This window comes from Nonomuraea fuscirosea (genome assembly GCF_035917475.1).
GTDB lineage: Bacteria > Actinomycetota > Actinomycetes > Streptosporangiales > Streptosporangiaceae > Nonomuraea > Nonomuraea fuscirosea.
This window is the reverse complement of record NZ_CP109074.1, coordinates 11,637,442-11,655,151: the sequence shown is the minus strand read 5'-3', so window position 1 is coordinate 11,655,151 and position 17,710 is coordinate 11,637,442. Positions and strand designations below refer to the sequence as shown.

The following is a 17,710-nucleotide window of genomic DNA, read 5'->3' as shown; positions in this document are numbered from 1 at the left end:
AAGCGGCCGAACGCGGTTCTGTGGAAAAGGGAAGGAGGAGTAAGGGGGTTGTGGACGAAGGGCGGCGTTGGTGGTGCGGGACGCCCCAGGTGGCGGGCGCCGGTGTCGGGCTGTCGTGATTCGTCGGGATCTTGGTGGCGGTAGCGGCGCCGGTCGATCTTGTGGAATCGGGTGGGCTGACGGGCGTCGGAGTGCCGGAGAGCTCACGTAGTCCGCGGTGGGGGGTGCCGCCCGGGGAGGGCTGGGGGTCAGGGTTTGTGTTCGGCTATGCGGGTGAAGGCGTGGATGTCGAGTTGTTCGCCTCTCGCCGAGGGGTCCACGTCGGCCGCGCGCAGCGTGCGTTCCGCGGCGGCGGGGGTGCCGGCCCAGGTGGAGAGGGCGGCTCTCAGGGTTTTGCGGCGTTGGGCGAAGGCCGCGTCCACCACCTCGAACACCTGCTCGCGCGTCGCCGTCGTGGACGGGGGGTCGCGGCGGAGCAGGGAGACGAGGCCCGAGTCGACGTTGGGGACGGGCCAGAAGACCGTGCGGCCCACGGGGCCCGCCCGGCGGACGTCCGCGTACCAGGCCGCCTTGACCGACGGCACCCCGTACACCTTCGAGCCGGGGCCCGCGGCGAGACGGTCGGCCACCTCCGACTGGACCATCACCAGGCCCTTGCGCAGGGACGGGAGCACCTCCAGGAGGTGCAGCAGCACCGGGACGGCCACGTTGTACGGCAGGTTGGCCACCAGCGCCGTCGGCACGTGGCCGGACAGGTCGTCGAGGGTGATCTTCATCGCGTCGGCGTTGACGACTGTGAGCTTGTCGGCGGCGTCGCGTTCGGCCACCGTGACGGGGAGTTGGCCGGCCAGCACCGGATCGATCTCGACGGCGACCACGTGGGCGGCCGGCGGCAGGAGCGCCAGGGTGAGCGAGCCGAGCCCCGGGCCCACCTCTATGACCACGTCATCGGGGGTGAGATCGGCCACACGGACGATGCGCCGGACGGTCCCCGCGTCGATCACGAAGTTCTGCCCTAGTTTTTTTGTGGGACGAAGATCTAGCTTGTTCGCCAAAATACGTATTTCTGCAGGGCCCAACAGCCTCATCATCCAATCAGTCTCTCGCATCGAAGAACGTGTGATGGCGGATGGGGAGACCAAAGGAGAGGATGGCGTGGAACAGGAAGGAACGTCCCTCATGGAGCCAACGGGCGCCGCGCCGCTACGGCCGACCGACTTAAGGGAGATCGGGCCGTACCGGTTGCTGGGCCGGTTAGGCGAGGGCGGGATGGGGACGGTGTTCCTCGCGCGGGCACCGACGGGGCGTTTCGTCGCGCTCAAGGTGGTGAAGGCGGAGTTCGCCAACCAGGAGGGGTTCGCGGCCAGGTTCCACGCGGAGGTCGACAACGCGCGGCGGGTGGCCTCCTTCTGTACGGCCCAGGTACTGGACAACGGCAACACCGGGGACGGCCGGCCGTACATGGTGACCGAGTACATCGCGGGCACGCCGCTGTCCGACCAGATCTCGACCTACGGGGCTCTGGAGCCGGGCCCGCTGCACGGCGTCGCGCTGGGAGTAGCGGCGGCGCTGGCGGCGATCCACGTGGCGGGGCTGGTGCACAGGGACCTGAAGCCCGCGAACGTGATCCTCTCGCTGTCGGGGCCGCGGGTGATCGACTTCGGCATCGCCAGGGCCCTCGACCGGGAGACGGGGTTCACGATGTCCGGCGAACTGCTGGGCAGTCCCGGGTGGTGGGCTCCTGAGCAGGTACGCGGCGAGGTCGTCAACCCGGCGGCCGACATCTTCGCCTGGGGCTGCCTCGTGGCCTACTCCGGGAACGGACGGCATCCGTTCGGCCGCGGCGACCCCATCACGCTGGCCACGCGCGTGCTGAACACGCCGCCCGACCTGGGTGCGCTGCCCGCCCCGCTCGACGAGCTGGTCCGGCGGGCCACCTCCATGGACGTCGCGTCGCGTCCGACCGCGCAGGATCTGCTGATCGCACTGGTGGGCGGCAGCGCGCCGGCGCCGGTCGCCGCGGCCGATCCGCCGACGCTGGTCGCGACGGAGATGCTGAACGAGTGGGAGCCGCCGCAGAACGTGGTGGACGAGCCGGACATCACGGCCACCTTCACCACGCCTCCGCCCAGCGATGCCACGGGGCGGGGGCCGGTCCCGGGACGTGACTCCGCACCGGGGCAGGGGAACGCCTCTGGACGGGCGGGGCAGGGTGACGCCGCCGGGCGGGTGCCCAGTGCGCCGCCTTCCGGGGCGCGGACCGCGAGTCCGATGGCCGGAGGTCCGGCGACCGCCGAGCCTTCGGTGGGCGCCGGCACCGGGTCTGACAGCTTGGGGAGCGCGGATTCGGCGGCCGGGCCGAGTTCGCCGTCGGGTGCGGTCGGTGCTCCGGGAGCCCCTGGTGCCTCGGGATCCGTCTCGTCGGGTGGGTCGGGCAGTGGTTCGTCCTCGTCCCCCGGCGTGCCGTCTCAGGGATCGTCGTACGGGCCGGCGCAGGGGTCGTCGCCCGGATCGTCACCTGGTGGCCTGTCGGCGGAGGAGCTGGCCCGGCGCGAGGAGGACGCGGCCAAGGAGGAGCTGGCTCGGTGGAAGGTGCCCGACCAGGCGCCCGCGGAGCGGCCAGGACGGTTGCGCGCCCTATTCGGCTTCGGTACGTCGTCCAAGACGGACGGGTCCGGGACGGAAGCACCGCCGCCCTCGTCGTCGGGGGCGGTGGCACCGGTGCAGCCGCACCCCGAGCAGGCCCGGCCACAGCAGGGATCGCCGCAGCAGGCGCCGTCTCAGCAGGCGCCGTCTCAGCAGGCATCGCCGCAGCAGGGCCCGGTCGAGCAGGTACGGCCTCAGCAGCCTGATCAGTCCGGCCCAGGACGCCAGCAGGACCGTCCCGGGTGGGCCGGAGGACCGTCGGCTCCGGGGTGGCGGCAGGAGCAGGCCGCCCCCGTGCGGCAGGCCGCCGCACTGAGCACCGAGACCCAGCCCGGCGGCAGGACCTCCCCCGCCGTGCCGGGTGACGATTCCGACACCATCGGCGGTACGCGTACGACCGGCACCCGCTGGCTCATCGCCGCCGCCGCGGCCGTGCTGGCCATCGTGGTGACGGCGGGGGTGCTGATCATGACCTCCGCGCGCAACACCGCCGTCACCGGAACTCCGGGCACCCCGTCCCAGGTCGCCGGCAGCGCCAAGCCGAACGACGTGGGCCGCAGGTTCGCCCTGGGCGCGAACTTCGACGACCCGGTGGCGATCGTGTCGGCGGCGCCGGAATGCGGGCTGAAGGAGTACGAGGGCGTCACCGCGACCAAGGGACAGCTCTGCGTGATCCGCTGGACGATGCTCAATCCGGGCGGCGAGCGAAGGGTGCTGGTCCAGCCGGTGGTGACCATGGTCGACGACCGGGGCGGCGAGCACGACTCGATCCCCGTCACGCTGCCGCCGGCGATCCTGCCCGGCGCCCGGGTGGACAGCGCCTTCGTGTTCGACCTGGCGACGTACCGCAAGCCCGTGAGCATGACGGCGAACATGCTGGAGAACGGTCAGCAGATCGAGGTGGCGCTGTGATGATCGGATCCGCGCTCGCCGCGATCATGCTGGTGGCGGCGGCCGGTGCCCCGGCCGCCGCCACGACGACGGCCACAGACACGACCGAATCCGCGACGAAAGCCGTCGTCGCCTGTGCCGGGGCCGCCGACTTCGACGGTGACGGTGTGGACGACGTGGCGGTGGGCGACCCCTTCGGCGACGACCTGAAGGGGGCCGTGCACGTGCTGTCCGCCGGCAAGGTGACGCCGGTGAGCGTGCCGGGGCTGAGCAAGGGCGACGGGTTCGGCTGGTCCGTACGGCTGGCGCAGGTCAACGGCGACACCTGCGCCGACCTGGTGATCGGCGCCCCGTACGCGGACGTGGACGGCGTCGAGGACGCCGGGGCCGCGTACGTCGTCTACGGCGGCGGCGCCGCTCCCCCGCAGCGCCTGGTGCCGCCGCAGCCGCAGCGGTTCGCGCACTTCGGCTGGGCGTTGGCCGGGCGGGGTGACCTGGTCGCTATCGGGGCGCCGTACGAGGACGAGGGCGACCTTCTGGACGTCGGCGCCGTCTACGTGCGCAAGGGCGCGGGTGACCTGCGCCGGATCAGCCAGGAGAGCGTGGACGTGCGGGGCAACAGCGAGGTGGGCGACCAGTTCGGCTACTCGCTGGCGTTCGGGGCGAAGAACGGGCTGGTCGTCGGCGTGCCGTACGAGAACGACGACGGCCTGGGCCGCCAGATCGAGAAGGGCAAGATCGACTCGGGTTGCGTCGTCTTCATCGACGACGTGATGGCCGAGAGGCTGACGACGCTGAAGCTGGACTCGCCGACCGCCGAGTCCGGCGACCGGTACGGGTACGCGGTCGTCTACGCGGAGGGCGCCGGTTACGCCGTCAGCTCACCGGGACCCGGATACGTGGAGCTGCTGGACACCGCCAGAAAGCCCACCAGCCGGGTGACGCAGGGGGGCAAGCAGGCGTTCGGGTTCTCGATGGCGACCTCGACGGACGGCCGGCTGGCGATCGGCGCTCCCTACGGGGGCGGCGTCCGGGTGGTGTCCTGGAAGGACGCGGCCGAGGACCGGAAGCTGACGACCGGGGACGGGCTGTTCGGGTGGTCGGTGGCCTTCAGCGGGAACCGGCTCTATGTGGGGCAGCCGGACGGGGGGCCGTTCGGGAAGGTCGCGGTGGCCGGGCGCAACGCCGAGAAACTGCAACCGCTCCAGCCCCCCGAGGGCGCCGACTTCGGGGTCTCCGTGTCGGGGTGACGATCCCGTGCGCCGGGCCGACGGTCTCGGCGCCGGCTCGCGCAGGGCTCGGACCGGATCAGCAACCCGGCTTACATAGGGCTCGGACCGGATCAGCAACCCGGCTTGCGCAGGGTTCAAACGGATCAGCGACCCCGGCTTCGGACCGGGTCAGCGGTCTCGGCTGACCGGGTTCGTATGCCAGTCCAGGCGAGGTCAGCGGCGCAGGGCCGTGACCGTGGCGCGGCCGAAGAGGCGGTCGCCGCAGTTCGGCCACTGGCCCCGCCACCTGCCCCCCACCTTCTGGTAGAGCAGCTGAGCCCGATAGGTCTGCTCGTCCTCCGGCCAGTTGGACGGCAGCCCCATGCCGCCGACCGCCTGCCACATCGGCAGGCTGAACTGGTACATGCCGTAGTAGGGCCCGTCGGGGTTGTAGGCCCGCGGGTCCCCGTGCGACTCGCACTCGGCCAGCGCCCGCCAGTCGAGCCGCGCGGTGGCGGGGTCGATCTGCGTGGCACGGGGCGGGACGATCGTGATGACCGTCCCGTCCTCGGGGAAGCTGTCCAGCGGCGGGTCCACGTGGTAGCCGCGGCGCAGCTCGACGCGCTTCTGCCTGAGCACCTGGCGCACCGTCCTGGCGGTGGTCCGCGAGGTCAGCCGGGTGGTGCCCGCGACCACGTACACCTTGCGCCGGGTGTAGACCGTGAGCTCCATCCCCTCCAGCGGCACCGCGTCGCCGGGCGGCGCGGACAGCCGGCCGGCGGCGGGGGTGATGTCCAGCTCGGCCAGGGCCTCGCCCACGTTCGAGGCGGTGACCAGGTGCTTGCTGGTGTGGCCGTCGAGGGTCAGGGTGAGGGGGCGGGCGCGGCGCACCTCGATCGTGGCGCCGTCGCGCACCTCCTCCTGGGCGGATGGACGGACGACGTCGCCGTACGCCATCGTGACGCCCGCGGCGGCGAGCACCTCTTCGACGGTGCCGCCGAAGGCGTGGACGGGCCTGCGTTCGCCGTCCACGACCAGCACGACCTCTTTGACGAGGAACGACACCGCTACGAGCGCGCTCGCGGCCACCACGCCGGCCACGCACACGACGGGCGTCCACGGGGAGCGCCACGGGAGCGGCGGACGGGGCGCACGCCTCTTACCTCGCACGAACCACCTCCGGTAGCGGGGCAGGATCGCCCGAACGCTAACGGCGGCCGCGCGCCGACATCCGCCGCTTCACCGAAAGATGGTCACCACTCGCCGAAGACCGTGACTCCGTTGCCGCTGATCACCTCGCACAGCAGGTCAGGATGGACGTTCTTGACCTCGGCGAGGCAGCGCAGGGTGAGCGGGACGAGGTAGGGGGCGTTGGGCTTGCCTCGGTGCGGGACGGGCGGCAGGTAGGGGGCGTCGGTCTCGACCAGCATGAGCTCGGCGGGCGCGACCTCGGCGGCCGCGCGCAGGTAGGAGGCGTTCTTGTACGTCACCGGCCCGGAAAATGACATGAAATATCCGGCTTCAACGCACTTTTTTGCCATTTCGGCGTCGCCGGAGAAGCTGTGGAAGACCACCTTGTCCGGAGCGCCCTCGGCGGCCAGCACCTTGAGCACGTCGTCGTGCGCGTCGCGGTCGTGGATCACCAGCGCCTTGCCGGTGCGCTTGGCGATCTCGATGTGCGCACGGAAGCTCGCGTGCTGGTCGTCCTTGCTCGCCCAGTCGCGGTAGTAGTCGAGCCCCGTCTCCCCCACCGCGCGCACCGCGTCCTGCCCGGCCAGCGCCTCGATCTCGGCCAGCACCTCGGGCGTGGACTCGTGGGCCTCGTTGGGGTGGATCGCCACGCCCGCGTACACGCCCTCCTGCCCGGCGGCCACCTCCGCGTTCCACCGGGACGACGCCAGGTCGTAGCCGATCGTGACCAGCCGCGTCACGCCCACGGCCCGCGCGTCGTCGAGGATGCTGCGCACGCTGGCCGCCGCCTGCTGCGCGGCCTGCGCCACCGGGTCGCCGGACGACGCCTGCCGGTTGCCGACCATGATGTCGAGGTGGCAGTGGCTGTCGAACACGGGTGCGGAGAGCGGCTCTGGGGCGGCGGGAAGCTTGGTCACGGCATCTAAAGTAGCCCCCATGCGGTACGGCATCCTCGGCACCACCCGCGCGTGGCGGGCCGACGGGAACGAGGTGCCCCTGGGCGGTCCCGCGCGGCGGGCGTTGCTGGCGCTGCTGCTGCTCAGGCCCGGAGAGGTGCTCGGTCGCGATCGGCTCGTCGAGGCGCTGTACGGGGAGCGGGCCCTGGAGGACGGCGTCCATGCCCTGCACGCGCAGGTGTCGCGGCTGCGGCGGGAGGGGGTGGCGATCGAGCTGGTACGAGACGGGTACCGGCTGGCCGTGCGGCCCGACGACGTCGACGCCCATCGATTCCGGCACCTGGCCGAAGCCGGCCGGAAAGCGCTCGACCCTGACGCGGGGGATCCCGCCCGGGCGGCGGGCCTGCTGCGCGAGGCGCTGGCGCTGTGGCGTGGGCCGGCGGTCGCCGACCTCGACCCCTCGTACGGAGCCGCGCTGGAAGAGCGCCGGTTGGGGGCGATCGAGGACCGGATCGAGGCCGACCTGCGCCGCGGCCGGCATCGCGAGGTGGTCGCCGAACTGACCGAGCTGGTCGGACGGCATCCGCTGCGGGAAGGGCTGCACGGCCGGCTCATGCGGGCCCTGCGGGCCGACGGGCGTCCTGGCGAGGCGCTGGCGGCGTACGAGTCGGCCAGGCGGATCCTCGCCGACGAGCTGGGCGCCGACCCGTCCCCCGAACTGGCCGGCCTGCATGAGGAACTGCTGCGCGGCACGCCCGGACGGCCGGCCGGCGACTCGGTCGCGGCACGGACCCGGCCGGGACGGTCGCCGCACGGCACACCCGGGCGGCCGGCCGGCGAACCGGTCGCGGTGCGGGCCCTGCCGGGACGGCTGACGAGTTTCGTGGGACGTGACCGCGATGTCGCGCGGGTGTCGGAGCTGCTGGCGTCCGCCCGGCTGGTCACCCTGCTGGGACCGGGCGGCGCGGGCAAGACCAGCCTGGCCGTCGAGGTGGCCCGCACGACCGTGCCGGCGTCGACGCCCACCGCACCGGAGTCGACGCCCACCCGGCCGCACACCACGCCCGCCGCGCCGGACGCATCGTCCACCGCACCGACCGGCAGCACCGCGTCCGAAGTGGTGCTGGTCGAGCTGGCCGGTGTGGTTTCCGGCACTGATCTCGCCCGTACGGCGCTGGCGGCGCTCGGCGTCCGTGAGAGCGGGCTGCTGGGCGGGCCGGCGACGGGCAGGGGCCAGGAGGGCACCACCGTGGCCAGGCTGGAAGCGGCTCTGCGTAACCGGCCGGCGCTGCTCGTGCTCGACAACTGCGAGCACGTCGTGCACGACGCCGCCGTGCTCGCCGAACGCCTGCTGTCCGCCTGCCCCGCCCTCCGCGTCCTCGCCACCAGCCGCGAGCCGCTCGCCCTCACCGCCGAACACCTCTGGCCGGTGCGCCCCCTCTCCCCCTCCGACGCCGTCCGCCTGTTCACCGACAGGGCCAGGGCCGTGCGTCCCGGTTACGTCCCCGACGAGGCGGCCGGGCGGATCTGCGCCGCGCTGGACGGGCTGCCGCTGGCGATCGAGCTGGCCGCTGCCCGGCTGCGTACGCACGAGGCCGGCGAGCTGGCCGGACGGCTCGCGGCCCAGGACCGGTTCAGGCTGCTCTCGCGTGGCAGCCGTACCGCGGAGGTACGTCACCAGACCCTGCGCGCGGTCGTCGCGTGGAGCTGGGACCTGCTCACCGAGCAAGAGCGGGCCGTGGCCAGGCGCCTGACCGTGTTCTCCGGCGGCGCCACCGCGCGGGCCGCCGTCGAGGTGTGCGGGACGCCCGACGCCGAGGACGTGCTCGACTCCCTGGCCGACAAGTCGCTGCTGGAGGTGTCCGGCGGCCGCTATCGCATGCTGGAGACCATTCGCGCCTTCTGTGCCGAACAGCTGGGCGACGAGGAGCCGGCCGTTCGGCGGGCACACGCCCGGTACTTCCTGGAGCTCGCCGAACGAGCCGATCCCAAGCTGCGTGGCGCCGGGCAGCTGCGCTGGCTGGAGGTGCTGGCGGCCGAGCACGGCAACCTGGCGGCGGCATCGCGCTGGGCGGCGGAGGCCGGGGAGGTCGCGCTGGGTATGCGGCTGCTGGCCGCCCAGTCGTCGTACCAGTACATGCGCGGCACCCGTACCGCGGCTAAGGGCGTGGCGGCGGCCCTGCTGGCGGCGGCGGGGCCCGAGCCCGACCCCGAGCTGGGCGACGCGTACGTGCTGTGCCTGCTCGCCGCGCTGACCGACGGCGAATCGCCGGCCGGGGACCCCGTCGAGGGACGGCGTGACTACTGGGAGCGGCACAGGAGCAGGGCCGAGCGGATGATCGGCGGCACGGTGGGCGGCCGGCGGTATCCGATGGTCACCTACCTGTGGCCGATCGTCACGGCGGGCTCCATCGACCCGGCGGTGGCGCTGACGGTGCTCAGGCGGGCCGAGCGGAGCCAGGACACCTGGGAACGGACGATGGCCCGGTTCATCTGTGCGTATCCGCGGATGGCGGCCGGTGAGTTCGCCTCGGCGGAGGTGGAGCTGACCGGGGCGCTCGACGCGTTCAGAGCGCTCGGCGACAGGTGGGGCGCGGCGCTGGCACTGGACGGGCTGGCCTGGCTGGCGGCCACCTGCGGGGACGACCAGACGGCGCTGGCCCGCACGGACGAGGCGCTGGCCCTGGCCGAGCTGCTCGGCGCGCGGGAGGACCTGCCCGACCTGTTGTGCAACCGGGGTGATCAACGCATCGGGAACGACCCCGCCGGGGCGCGGGCCGACTACGAGCGGGCGGCCGAGCTGGCGCGGCGGGTGGGCCTGATGACGTATCTGAGTTCCGCGCTGCGCGGGCTGGGCGACGTCGCGGCCGGTGAGGGCCGTCTGGAGCAGGCCAGGGAACTGTACGAGCAGGCGTTGCGCCACTCCGACCCCCTGTGGGTGCGGTCGGCGGGCAACCTGACCCGGGTGCTGGTCGGGCTGGGCCGGGTGGCCGAGGCCGATGGGGATCGGCGGGCGGCCAAGTCCTGCTACGAGCGGGCCGTGAGCTGCGCGGTCGCCTCGGGGGCACTGGCCGAGACGGCACGGGCGTTCGAGGCGCTGGCCGGGCTCGCGTTCGGCGGCGGCGCCCGGGACGCGGCGGTCGCGGCGGCCACGCTGCTGGGTGCGGCGGTCGCCATGCGGGGCGTCGCCCTGCCCGAAGAGCCGGAGGTGGCCGGACGGGTGCGGGAGGTGCTGGGCGAGCGGGAGTACACGCGGGCGCGGCGGGCGGGCGCGCGGCTCTCGCACCGGGAGGCCCTGGCCCTGGCCGGAGTCCCCCAGGAGGTCATCGACCGCTCACCGCTGCCCGCCATCACCGCGCTCGCCGGCGACCGCACCGACCGGCCCGACCGGCTCAGGTGAGCGGCCGGTGAGGGTGTGGTGAGGGGTCCCGGGCAGGCTCGGCCGCATGGACATCCTGATCTCCGGCGCCGGCGTCGCCGGCCCCTCGCTCGCCCTCTGGCTCAACCGCTACGGCCACCGCACCACCATCGTCGAACGCGCCCCCGCCCTGCGCGAAGGCGGCTACGCCGTCGACTTCCGTGGCGAACCCCACCTCACCGTGCTGCGCGAGATGGGCGTGCTCGACGTCGTCGAGCGGGCCAGGACGAACATGGGCGCCATGTGGAACGTCAACGCGGCCGGCCGGAAGCTGGCGGCGATGCCGGCGGACCTGTTCGCCGGTGACGTCGAGATCCTGCGCGGCGACCTGGCCCGCATCCTGTACGAGGCCACCAGGGCCGGCACCGAGTACGTCTTCGACGACTCCGTCACCTCGATCGACCAGGACCCCGACGGGGTGACGGTCGGCTTCGAGCGCGCGGCGCGGCGGCGGTTCGACCTGGTCGTGGGCGCGGACGGGCTGCACTCCACCGTACGGTCCCTGGCCTTCGGCCCCGAGCCGCCGTACCTGAAGTATCTCGGCCTGCACTGCGCCGTCTTCACCACGGACAACTACCTGGGGCTCGACCACACCGGGCACGCCTACACCACGCCGGGCCGGATGGTGGCCCTCTACAGCGCCAGGGAGAACACGGAGGCCAAGGCGGTGTTCTGGTTCGGCTCGCCGGTGCTCGACTACGACCGGCGCGACGTGGGCAGGCAGCGGGAGCTGCTGGCGGCGGCGTACGAGGGAGTGGGCTGGGAGGCGGACGAGCTGATCCGGCGCATGTGGCGGGCGGAGGACTTCTACTTCGACTCGATCAGCCAGGTCCGCATGGAGTCGTGGTCGCGCGGCCGGGTGGTGCTGCTGGGTGACGCCGCCGCGTGCCCGTCGCCGCTGTCGGGCATGGGCACGGGGCTGGCCGTGGTCAGCGCGTACGTGCTGGCGGGCGAGCTGGCCGCGACCCCCGACCACCGCACAGCCTTCGCCGCCTACGAGCGCGAGGTGCGCGGCTACGCCGAGGGGTGCCGTCGTTCGGCCGAGGGCGTCGCCGGGTTCATGGTGCCGGAGAGCAGGTTCATGGCCTGGTTCGTCAACCAGAACCACCGGTTGCTGCCCTACCTGCCGTGGAAGGGCCTGATGGCGAAGTCGGCCAGGAAGACCGCCTCCGCCATCGGGCTCAAGGACTACACGGGCTTCGAGGTCACTCGCCCAGGCGGGCCAGCTCCTCGTCGACGACCTTCGGGTCGAGCTTCTTGAACAGCGGCACGGGCGGCGCGAGCGGGGTGCCCGGCTTGATCGGCCGGTGCTCCCAGCGGGCGGCCCCGTCGTACTCGCCGGTGATCACCGGGTAGGGGGTGCCGCCGTCCTCGTCGACCTCGCGGATCTCCGGCATGCCGGACCAGACGCCCTCGCCGCCCAGCATGGCGGACACCTTGTTGGACGAGCCGGGCAGGAACGGCGTGAGCATCGTCTTGGCGTCGTCGACGACCTGGAGCGCGACGTGCAGGATCGACTTCTGCCGCTCAGGGTCGTCCTTGAGCTTCCACGGCTCCTGCTCGGCCAGGTATTTGTTGGCCTCGCGCACGACGTCGAACGCCTCGGTGATGGCGTTCTTGAAGCGCGAGCGGCCCAGCTCGGCCCCGACGGGGGCGAAGGCGGACCGGGAGCGCTCCAGCAGCGCCCGGTCGGCGTCGGTGAGGTCGCCGGGCTCGGGCACCGCCCCGAAGTTCTTCGCGGCCATCGAGATGGACCGGTTGACCAGGTTGCCCCAGGCCGCGACCAGTTCGCCGTTGTTGCGGTTGACGAACTCCTGCCAGGTGAAGTCGGTGTCCTGGTTTTCCGGCCCGGCCACCGCGATGTAGTAGCGCAGCGCGTCGGCGTCGTAGCGGGCCAGGAAGTCGCGCACGTAGATGACGACCTGGCGGGAGGAGGAGAACTTCTTGCCCTCCATGGTCAGGAACTCACTGGAGACCACCTCGGACGGCACGTCGAGCGCGCCGAGCGAGCCCGGAGAGCCGTCACGGGCGCCGATGCCGCTGTAGCCGAACAGCATCGCCGGCCAGATCTCGGCGTGGAAGACGATGTTGTCCTTGCCCATGAAGTAGTAGCCGCGGGCGTCGGGATTCTGCCACCACTGGCGCCAGGCGTCGGGGTCGCCGGAGCGCCTGGCCCACTCGATGGAGGCGGACAGGTAGCCGATGACCGCGTCGAACCACACGTAGAGCCGCTTGTTGGGCTGCTCGCTCCAGCCGTCGAGCGGGATCGGCACGCCCCAGTCGAGGTCGCGGCTGATCGCCCGCGGCTGCAGGTCGCCGAGCAGGTTGAGGGCGAACTTCAGCACGTTGGGCCGCCACTCGCCCTGCTTGGACTGCAGGTAGGAGCCGAGCACCTCGGCGAAGGCGGGCAGGTCGAGCATGAAGTGCTCGGTCTCGGTGAAGACCGGCGTCTCGCCGTTGATGCGGCTCTTGGGGTTGATCAGCTGGATCGGGTCGAGCTGGTTGCCGCAGTTGTCGCACTGGTCGCCGCGGGCCCCGTCGTAGCCGCAGATGGGGCAGGTGCCCTCGATGTAGCGGTCGGGCAGGGTGCGGCCGGTGGATGGCGAGATCGCGCCCATCGTGGTCTTGGGGAAGATATAGCCGTTGTTGTAGAGACCCTTGAAGATCTCCTGCGTGACGGCGTAGTGGTTTTTCGTCGTGGTCCTGGTGAACAGGTCGTAGGACAGGCCGAGCCCGGTCAGGTCCTCGGCGATGACGCGGTTGTAGCGGTCGGCCAGCTCTCTGGCGCTCACGCCCTCCTTGTCGGCCTGGACCTGGATCGGGGTGCCGTGCTCGTCGGTGCCGGACACCATCAGCACCTTGTTGCCCGCCATCCGCTGGTAGCGGCTGAAGACGTCGGACGGCACTCCGAATCCGGAAACGTGCCCGATGTGACGGGGGCCGTTGGCATACGGCCACGCGACGGCGGTCAAGATGTGCTGGGACATGGTCCTTAGCCTACGGGGTCCGTGATGATCGTTTGTTACGGCGGGCGGCCTGCCACGGCGGCGCGGGAACGGTCAGTTCTTCGCCTTGGCCTTCTCCAGCGCGAGGCCCTCGGCGGCCTCCTCGGCCGCGCGGGCGGCGTTGTCGATGAAGGTCTCGCGGGTGCGGCGGATGCCCAGGATGCTGATGAACAGCGAGGCGAAGATCGTCTGGAAGCTCATGATGAGCGCCGTCGCCGACGGCACCACGATGCGCAGCGACTCGCGCGGGTCGAGCTCGCCGAAGCTGCGCACCTGCCAGTGCACCAGCGACATGACCAGGCCGATCAGACCGGCCAGCGCCAGCAGCCCGCCGACCACGAGGCCCTTCTCCAGGCTGACGATGTCGATCAGCTTGCGGATGCGCGGCGACTCCGGCAGGAAGCCCTCCTCGGCCGCGTAGACCTTGGTGAACACCGCGAACAACGCCGCCTGGAAGCCGATCACCACCAGGGCGGACGTGCCGACCAGGGTGTCGACGTCGAAGGCGAGCTCGCCGATCTCGACGGGGCCGAAGGTCAGCGCGGTGCCGGCGACCAGGCCGATGACCATCATCAGCACGCCGGGGTAGAAGAACAGCCACTTCGGGCTGTAGAGGAGCAGGAAGCGCAGGTGACGCCAGCCGTCGCGCCACGAGCGCAGGTGCGGCGGGCGGGAGCGGCCGTCGGGGGCGAGCGTGGTCGGCACCTCGCGCACGTCGAGGCCGGCCAGCGTCGAGCGGACCACCATCTCCGAGGCGAACTCCATGCCGCCGGTCTGCAGCTGCAACCGCAGGATCGAGTCGCGCCTGAAGCCGCGCAGGCCGCAGTGGAAGTCCTTGATCGCCGAGGGGAAGAACAGCCGCCCGATGAACGACAGCACCGGGTTGCCCAGGTAGCGATGCAGCGGCGGCATGGCGCCCGGGGCGATGCCGCCGCGGAAACGGTTGCCCATCACCAGGTCGGCGCCCTCGCGCAACTGCTCCACGAACGGCAGCAGCGCGGTGAAGTCATAGGAGTCGTCGGCGTCGCCCATGATGACGTATTTGCCGCGGGCGGCCCTGATGCCGCCCATGAGGGCGTTGCCGTAACCCTTCTCGTCCACGTGGACCACACGGGCCCCGGCATCACGGGCGAGCTGCTGTGAGCCGTCCGTGCTGCCGTTGTCGGCGATCAGGACCTCGCCCTCGATGCCGTGCTCCTCCATGCACGCCAACGCCTTGCGTACACAGACTTCCACGGTCTCCGCCTCGTTGAGGCAGGGCATGACCACCGTCAGTTCCACGTGTCTACCCTTCAGTTAAGGCTCTTCCAGTGAACCATCATGCCCTGAAGACGACCATGCTCGGGCACGGACCTGAAAACGACTGGCATTCTTTACAACATGGTGAGCGTCGCGGAGATTACCCCTGTGGACCACTCCGCTCCTGGTCGGATAGCGCGCGCGCTGTCCATGTTGCGCAGGCATCGGGTGTTCGCCGCGGCCTTCGGCGTCGGCGCCGTGCTGCGGCTCATCACCATGCTCGGCTACGGCCCGGCGATGTGGTTCAACGACTCCTACGAGTACGTCTCGGTGGCGCTGCACCCCCGGCCCCACCCGATCAGGCCCGACGGCTACAGCACCTGGCTGATGCTGCTCAAGCCGTTCCACAGCTTCAGCCTGGTGATCTTCACCCAGCATCTGATGGGCCTGGCCACGGCCTGCCTGATCTACGCGCTGCTGCGGATCAAGTTCCGGCTGCCGAAGTGGGGGGCCACGCTGGCGGCGGCGCCGGTGCTGTTCGACGCCTACCAGATCCAGCTCGAGCAGATGGTGATGTCCGACACGCTGTTCATGCTGCTCGTGGTCGGTGTGATCACGATGGTGCTGTGGAAGCGGCGGCTCACCTGGCAGGCGGGCGCGGTGGTCGGCCTGCTGCTGGCGATGACCTGGCTGACCCGCTCGATCGGCCTGCCGATCCTCGCCCTCGTCGTGCTCTACCTGCTGGTCAAGCGGGCCGGCTGGCGTACGGTCACGGCGCTGATCACCGCCTGCGCGATCCCGGTGATGGCCTACATGGGCTGGTTCGCCTCCGCGTACGGCAAATTCGCGATGACCAACAGCGACGGCCTGATCCTCTACATGCGCACGGCCATCTTCGCCGACTGCAACAAGATGGACATCGACAAGTACAAAGAGGTTCAGCTGCTGCTGCTGTGCATCAACGATCCGGTCAACCAGCGCAAGGACTACGCCCAGTGGTACCTGTGGGGCCAGGGCAACGGCGACGGCACCGGCACCGGCGAGGTGCTGCACCGGTGGGGCATCAACAAGAAGTGGAGCGAGATCACCAACGACGCCGCCAGCGCGTTCGCCACCAAGGCGATCCTGTCGCAGCCCGGCGACTACCTCCAGGTGGTGGCGCGCGACTTCTTCCGCTCGTTCCACTGGTCGCGGCCGCGTTTCCCGGACGAGTCGACGTACAACATGTACGAGTTCAAGCCGTACGTCCCGCTGGACGAGAACGGCCAGCCCAAGCGGCTGCCGAGGTGGTCGTCGTACGCGGGCGGGCGCACCGACACCGACGCGTTCAGCTACGAGCAGGGCCCGCCTGAGACCCGGATCGTGCACCCGTGGGCCGACATCATGAGCGGCTACCAGAAGGTGTTCTACCTGCGCGGCATCATGCTCGGCGGCATCCTGCTGATCGGCCTGTACGGCGTCGTGGTGCGCTGGCGCAAGTTCGGCGGCCCGGTGGTGCTGCCCTGGCTGGGAGCGGTGGGGCTGCTGCTGGCCCCGGCGGCGACGGCGGAGTTCGACTACCGCTACGTGCTGCCCGCGGTGCCCCTGGCCTGCGTCGCGGCGGCGATCACGCTGCGCAGGGGCGTCACTTGGGCGCGGCGGTCACCCAAGAGCTCAGGAGCATCCGGCTCCACCACTGTGCCTGCGTGATCGTCTCGGCCGCCAGCACCGGATAGAGCCACCAGAAGTTGACCAGCACGATGAGCGCGTACGCGCCCACGACCGCCGCCCCGATCGCCCGCCGGGCGGCCGGGGCGTCCCGCGGCCCCATGATCAGCCCCGCCATGAGCACCAGCGCCAGCACCATGAACGGCACCACGGGGATCATGTAGAACAGGTACATCGTGCGGTTGTCGGCGATGGCGTAGTAGAACCACGGCAGCCAGCCCACCCCGTAGGCCAGCAGCACGGCCCCGGCCCGCCAGTCGCGGGTGGCGACGTACCAGGCGACCAGGCCGACCAGGGCGAGCGCGGCGGCGTACCAGAGCGCGGGGGTGCCGACCCCGAGCACGGCCTGCGCGCACTTGTCGGCGCCGCACGCCGACGGCGGCAGGTTGGTCGGGTAGTGGAAGGAGACCGGGCGTAAGAGCACCGGCCACTGCCACGGCTCCGACATGTACGGGTGATAGTCCTCAAGGCCGCTGTGGTAGCCGAGCACCTGCTGCTGGTAGCGCAGCCACGAGCGGACCGAGTCGACGACGAAGAACAGCGGCCCGGACGAGGTGGCCTGGTCCCAGTCGCGGCCGTAGCCGCCGGCGGTGACGAACCAGCCGGTCCACGACGCCATGAACGTCACCGCGGGCGCGAGCGCCATCGCCCCCGCCGCGCCCGGCAGGTCGTACGTCAGCGCCCCCCGGCACGGCTCGCGCAGCCCCACCGCCCGTCTGGCGCCCATGTCCCACAGCACCGACATGACGGCGAAGGCGAGCAGGAAGAAGATCCCCGACCACTTGACCGCGCACGCGGCCCCTAGGCAGATCCCGGCGGCCAGCCGCCACGGCCGCGGGCCGAGACGCGGGCCCAGCGCGGTGACCGGCGAGCGTTCGTACCAGGAGACCAGCTTCGCGCGGGCCTGGTCGCGGTCGGCCACCAGGCAGGCGAACCCCGCGAGCACCCAGAACATCAGGAAGACGTCCAGCAGCGCCGTCCGCGACAGGACCAGGTGCAGGCCGTCGAGCGCCAGCAACAGCCCGCCCAGGCAGCCCAGGAGCGTCGAGCGGGTCATCCTGCGCGCCACCCTGGCCAGGACGAGGATGGACAGCGTGCCGGCCAGGGCCGCGACGGCGCGCCAGCCGAACGGGTTCATCCCGAACAGCCACTCGCCCGCCGCGATCATCCACTTGCCCAGCGGCGGGTGGGCCACGAAGGAGGCGCAGTCGGCCGGCTGCGGGCACTGCTGGAAGATGTCCAGGTTGCCGGCGATCAGCCGCCGGTCGGCGATGGGGTTCTTGGCGTCGCCGAGCATGGTCCGCTCCACGCCGTGGAGCATCAGCGAATAGGCGTCCTTGACGTAGTAGGTCTCGTCGAAGACGACCGCCTTGGGCTCGCCCAGCCTGATGAAGCGCAGGAGACCGCCGAAGATCGCGACCGCGATCGGGCCGAGCCAGCCCACCAGCGCCGATCCCTGCATGGGCGGGACGAGCCGCCGTGCCGACACCCCCCAGTTGCTCACGT

Annotated in this window: 11 protein-coding genes; 5 read left to right on the top strand and 6 right to left on the bottom strand. The window is 71.6% G+C overall.

Features of this window, described 5'->3' with window-relative positions:
• Positions 1-248: 248 nt before the first annotated feature.
• Positions 249-1,088 carry a 16S rRNA (adenine(1518)-N(6)/adenine(1519)-N(6))-dimethyltransferase RsmA gene (rsmA, locus tag OIE67_RS53810; RefSeq protein WP_326645785.1) on the bottom strand — a complete coding sequence of 280 codons (840 nt, stop codon included), beginning with the start codon at positions 1,086-1,088 and terminating at the stop codon, positions 249-251.
• On the opposite strand from rsmA, the gene OIE67_RS53805 reads away from it, so the two are divergent.
• Both OIE67_RS53805 and OIE67_RS53800 read left to right on the top strand, forming a co-directional pair.
• Positions 976-3,558 (top strand): protein kinase domain-containing protein, encoded by a 2,583-nt coding sequence (locus tag OIE67_RS53805; protein ID WP_407674819.1) that lies wholly within the window; start codon positions 976-978, stop codon positions 3,556-3,558. The two genes, rsmA and OIE67_RS53805, sit on opposite strands and share 113 nt — an antisense overlap.
• A complete protein-coding gene (locus tag OIE67_RS53800; protein WP_326645781.1) occupies positions 3,558-4,787 on the top strand; it encodes a hypothetical protein in 1,230 nt (409 codons plus the stop codon). Before OIE67_RS53805 ends, OIE67_RS53800 begins: the two co-directional genes overlap by 1 nt.
• 195 nt (positions 4,788-4,982) lie before the next feature.
• Here the strand turns inward: OIE67_RS53800 and OIE67_RS53795 are convergent, their stop codons facing one another.
• Together OIE67_RS53795 and OIE67_RS53790 are read right to left on the bottom strand one after the other, a co-directional pair.
• On the bottom strand, positions 4,983-5,918 hold the full coding sequence (locus OIE67_RS53795) for a ubiquitin-like domain-containing protein (protein WP_326634936.1): 936 nt from the start codon (positions 5,916-5,918) through the stop codon (positions 4,983-4,985).
• An 83-nt stretch (positions 5,919-6,001) separates the two neighbouring features.
• Positions 6,002-6,889 carry a TatD family hydrolase gene (locus OIE67_RS53790; RefSeq protein WP_326634934.1) on the bottom strand — a complete coding sequence of 296 codons (888 nt, stop codon included), beginning with the start codon at positions 6,887-6,889 and terminating at the stop codon, positions 6,002-6,004.
• Here OIE67_RS53790 and OIE67_RS53785 point away from each other — a divergent pair.
• Positions 6,876-10,235 carry an AfsR/SARP family transcriptional regulator gene (locus tag OIE67_RS53785; protein WP_326634932.1) on the top strand — a complete coding sequence of 1,120 codons (3,360 nt, stop codon included), beginning with the start codon at positions 6,876-6,878 and terminating at the stop codon, positions 10,233-10,235. The genes OIE67_RS53790 and OIE67_RS53785 overlap by 14 nt on opposite strands.
• A gap of 46 nt (positions 10,236-10,281) precedes the next feature.
• Positions 10,282-11,514, top strand: coding sequence for an FAD-dependent monooxygenase (locus OIE67_RS53780; protein ID WP_326634930.1), 1,233 nt, complete (start codon positions 10,282-10,284; stop codon positions 11,512-11,514).
• On the opposite strand, the gene metG is transcribed toward OIE67_RS53780, so the two are convergent.
• Together metG and OIE67_RS53770 are read right to left on the bottom strand one after the other, a co-directional pair.
• Complete coding sequence (gene metG, locus OIE67_RS53775; RefSeq protein WP_326634928.1) at positions 11,459-13,240, bottom strand: methionine--tRNA ligase; 1,782 nt, start codon at positions 13,238-13,240, stop codon at positions 11,459-11,461. The two genes, OIE67_RS53780 and metG, sit on opposite strands and share 56 nt — an antisense overlap.
• 72 nt (positions 13,241-13,312) lie before the next feature.
• A complete protein-coding gene (locus tag OIE67_RS53770) occupies positions 13,313-14,539 on the bottom strand; it encodes a glycosyltransferase family 2 protein (protein WP_326634926.1) in 1,227 nt (408 codons plus the stop codon).
• 99 nt (positions 14,540-14,638) lie between these two features.
• On the opposite strand from OIE67_RS53770, the gene OIE67_RS53765 reads away from it, so the two are divergent.
• Positions 14,639-16,186 carry a hypothetical protein gene (locus OIE67_RS53765; protein WP_326634924.1) on the top strand — a complete coding sequence of 516 codons (1,548 nt, stop codon included), beginning with the start codon at positions 14,639-14,641 and terminating at the stop codon, positions 16,184-16,186.
• On the opposite strand, the gene OIE67_RS53760 is transcribed toward OIE67_RS53765, so the two are convergent.
• Positions 16,122-17,708 carry a dolichyl-phosphate-mannose--protein mannosyltransferase gene (locus OIE67_RS53760; RefSeq protein WP_326634922.1) on the bottom strand — a complete coding sequence of 529 codons (1,587 nt, stop codon included), beginning with the start codon at positions 17,706-17,708 and terminating at the stop codon, positions 16,122-16,124. The genes OIE67_RS53765 and OIE67_RS53760 overlap by 65 nt on opposite strands.
• Between the last annotated feature and the right edge of the window lie 2 nt (positions 17,709-17,710).

Excerpts from the sequence above, each read along its gene's own strand:
- OIE67_RS53805 (WP_407674819.1), top strand. The coding sequence starts at position 976 with ATGCGCCGGACGGTCCCCGCGTCGATCACGAAGTTCTGCCCTAGTTTT.
- rsmA (WP_326645785.1), bottom strand. The coding sequence starts at position 1,088 with ATGAGGCTGTTGGGCCCTGCAGAAATACGTATTTTGGCGAACAAGCTA.
- OIE67_RS53800 (WP_326645781.1), top strand. The coding sequence starts at position 3,558 with ATGATCGGATCCGCGCTCGCCGCGATCATGCTGGTGGCGGCGGCCGGT.
- OIE67_RS53785 (WP_326634932.1), top strand. The coding sequence starts at position 6,876 with ATGCGGTACGGCATCCTCGGCACCACCCGCGCGTGGCGGGCCGACGGG.
- OIE67_RS53790 (WP_326634934.1), bottom strand. The coding sequence starts at position 6,889 with ATGCCGTACCGCATGGGGGCTACTTTAGATGCCGTGACCAAGCTTCCC.
- OIE67_RS53780 (WP_326634930.1), top strand. The coding sequence starts at position 10,282 with ATGGACATCCTGATCTCCGGCGCCGGCGTCGCCGGCCCCTCGCTCGCC.
- metG (WP_326634928.1), bottom strand. The coding sequence starts at position 13,240 with ATGTCCCAGCACATCTTGACCGCCGTCGCGTGGCCGTATGCCAACGGC.
- OIE67_RS53765 (WP_326634924.1), top strand. The coding sequence starts at position 14,639 with ATGGTGAGCGTCGCGGAGATTACCCCTGTGGACCACTCCGCTCCTGGT.